This is a genomic window from Pricia sp., assembly GCF_041745955.1.
GTDB lineage: Bacteria > Bacteroidota > Bacteroidia > Flavobacteriales > Flavobacteriaceae > Pricia.
In genome coordinates this window covers 1-1,765 of sequence record NZ_JBGTHY010000192.1, presented here as the reverse complement: position 1 = coordinate 1,765, position 1,765 = coordinate 1, and the positions used below count along the sequence as shown (strand labels likewise).

Genomic DNA, 1,765 nt, shown 5'->3' with positions numbered 1-1,765 from the left:
GGGGTGGTGGCGCCCAAGGTAATCGTACCGGTATACTCCTTTATCTGCCCTTGAAGCTCGTTGATTCTTTTGGTGAACTTTCCTGTACACACAAGTAGAAGTCCCGTTGCCAAGGGATCTAAGGTACCCGCATGGCCGATCTTGATTTTTTTAAGTTTGAATTTCTTGCGGATGGCCCACTTAAGCTTGTTGACCGCCTGAAATGACGACCAGGCCAAGGGTTTGTCGATCAAGAGGAGTCGGCCGGTCTGGAAATCTTCCTCACTCTTGTAACTATGTGGTGTGACGTTCGGTTTATCAGATTTATCCATTTTTATAAATGGAGATTAAGTCGCGCTCGATATATTTTCTAAAAACTTCGTTTACACCATTCTTTGTTACTAGGTCGATTTTATTTTCTAAGTTTTCCGTCAAGTCCATGTATAGACCGCCCAAATCGAGCAGTGATATGCTATCATCCAAATCAACCATGATATCGATGTCACTATCGGACTGCATCTCATTACGGGCATAGGAGCCAAAAACACCAATTTCCTTTAGCCTAAGGGGTAATATGGTATCGATAATTATTTTATTGATTTTAGCGGCCATGATACTAGTAAAATTAAGTAAAATTTTACGAATTGATAGTATTTGAAAAGTAGGTATATGATAATAACCTGGTCACACAACCGTCAAAGGCTGCACAAAATAATGAATCAGAAGTAGCGCAATGCCGACTATTATCCGATAATAACCAAAGGCTTTGAAGCCGTTTCTGCTGAGGTATCCGATAAAGGTCCTGATGGCGAGAAGGGCGACCAAAAAACCAATAACGTTACCGATAATCAGAAGATTTATTTGTTCGCCGGTCAAGGTAAGGCCTGCCTCGTAATAATCATAACTTTTCTTCAGGGTGGCCCCCAACATGGTAGGTACGGCTAGAAAGAAAGAGAATTCGGCAGCGGCTGTCCGCGATAATTTTTGGGACATACCGCCAACGATACTCGCACCACTTCGAGAGACCCCGGGAATCATGGCCAAGCATTGAAACAGTCCGATTTTAAAGGCCGTGGCATACGAAATATGCGTCTCCTCGGCATCGCCGAACCAATCGTCTACCTTTAAAAGAATAAATCCTCCGATAACCAAGGATATAGCCACCGTAACCGGATTTTCAAGCAACGAATCGATGACATCGCTAAGCAAAAGCCCGAGCACCACGGCCGGAATAAAGGCGACCAAAAGTTTGTAGTAAAAATCGATACTCTGAAAAAACCGTTTGAAATATAGTACTACGACCGAAAGAATGGTGCCGAGTTGGATGACAATGGTGAACAATTTGGTAAAATCTTCTGAGGCGATACCAAAAAATGACGAAGCGATGATCATGTGCCCGGTGGAGGAAACGGGCAAATATTCGGTGATGCCCTCTATGATGGCGAGTATAATGGCCTGTAGATAATCCAAAAGCTATGACTTCTTATGGGGGTTCAACAAAATGGCATAGACCTCGATGCCAAGCCCTATCAGCACAAGGGTGGGCGCCAATCGAATTCTGCGGAAGTGATAGATTTCATCGTTGAAGACATTGGGGTCATCGGTACCGCCTCCGCTCATCAAAATAAATCCCAAAGCGATAAAGGCGATACCGATGAACATGAACATGTAGTTCTTTTTCTGGAAAATGAATTCCTGTTTCGGCTGGTTATCTGTTGTTGTAGTATGTCTCTTGGCCATGCTGCAAAAGTAGTTAAAAGTGGCGGGAAAAAAGTTTATGGATTTA

3 protein-coding genes and 1 pseudogene are annotated in these 1,765 nt (G+C 43.3%); all 4 read right to left on the bottom strand.

The genetic code is table 11. The annotated features are described in order from the left end of the window. Positions 1–311 (bottom strand): annotated as a pseudogene (locus ACEW8S_RS06725) (hypothetical protein); the annotation flags it as partial. After that, complete coding sequence (locus ACEW8S_RS06720; protein ID WP_373517400.1) at positions 304–591, bottom strand: nucleotidyltransferase family protein; 288 nt, start codon at positions 589–591, stop codon at positions 304–306. The pseudogene ACEW8S_RS06725 and the gene ACEW8S_RS06720, both read right to left, overlap by 8 nt. 72 nt (positions 592–663) lie before the next feature. Next, complete coding sequence (locus ACEW8S_RS06715) at positions 664–1,449, bottom strand: undecaprenyl-diphosphate phosphatase (RefSeq protein ID WP_373517399.1); 786 nt, start codon at positions 1,447–1,449, stop codon at positions 664–666. A 3-nt stretch (positions 1,450–1,452) separates the two neighbouring features. Next, on the bottom strand, positions 1,453–1,719 hold the full coding sequence (locus ACEW8S_RS06710) for a DUF3098 domain-containing protein (protein WP_373517401.1): 267 nt from the start codon (positions 1,717–1,719) through the stop codon (positions 1,453–1,455). Between the last annotated feature and the right edge of the window lie 46 nt (positions 1,720–1,765).

Bases quoted from the DNA above. Each gene is read 5' to 3' on its own strand.
- ACEW8S_RS06720 (WP_373517400.1), bottom strand. From the start codon at position 591: ATGGCCGCTAAAATCAATAAAATAATTATCGATACCATATTACCCCTT.
- ACEW8S_RS06710 (WP_373517401.1), bottom strand. From the start codon at position 1,719: ATGGCCAAGAGACATACTACAACAACAGATAACCAGCCGAAACAGGAA.